This is a genomic window from Pseudoalteromonas sp. 120-MNA-CIBAN-0494, assembly GCF_040308885.1.
In the GTDB taxonomy this organism is placed as follows: domain Bacteria; phylum Pseudomonadota; class Gammaproteobacteria; order Enterobacterales; family Alteromonadaceae; genus Pseudoalteromonas; species Pseudoalteromonas nigrifaciens.
The window spans coordinates 1-516 of sequence record NZ_JBEOOE010000095.1 but is presented as its reverse complement, the minus strand read 5'-3'; the positions used below and the strand labels follow the sequence as shown (position 1 = coordinate 516).

At 42.2% G+C, this 516-nt stretch carries 1 pseudogene; it reads right to left on the bottom strand.

Annotated elements, in window-relative coordinates:
• Positions 1-117: 117 nt before the first annotated feature.
• Positions 118-516: pseudogene (locus AAEY55_RS18135) on the bottom strand (IS21 family transposase); the annotation flags it as partial.

Below are 516 nucleotides of genomic sequence, written 5' to 3'. Positions count from 1 at the left end.
AAGTATTGCTGTGGGCTCCATTGTTCTTCTATCGCTTTTTTGCCCAGGGTATTCCACTGTTGAAGCATGGTGCTAAGTTTTAATTGTTTCAGCATTAAAGGTAAAGAGGCCGTGAAGTTATCCATGTAGACCTCCCGGTATCATGCTGCTATAAGCGCTCAAGCTGTGTTGCTTTATTGTTATTGTGGGTATGTTTGATGCAATCACTAAAAATTGCGCTTCACATTCTCGGATGGCCGGTAATTGTCGCTGAGTAATTGACGATGCTACAAATCGTCCTAATTGACGTTCACACCCACTTTGCTTCGCTAAATGGAGCAATTTCACCATGTAATAGCTCGCTTCATCCGCTAAAAGGTGGGCATTAACGTATTCCCAAATAGCTTTGTAATTGTCGCTTGGAAGTAAGTCGTCACGTAGTTGTGAGTAGCGAAATGCCAATGGTTTTTTAACCAGTGCGTCAATAACATGCAAGTAACTAATATTACGTGCACGGCACCCTTTAGAAGCATAGAC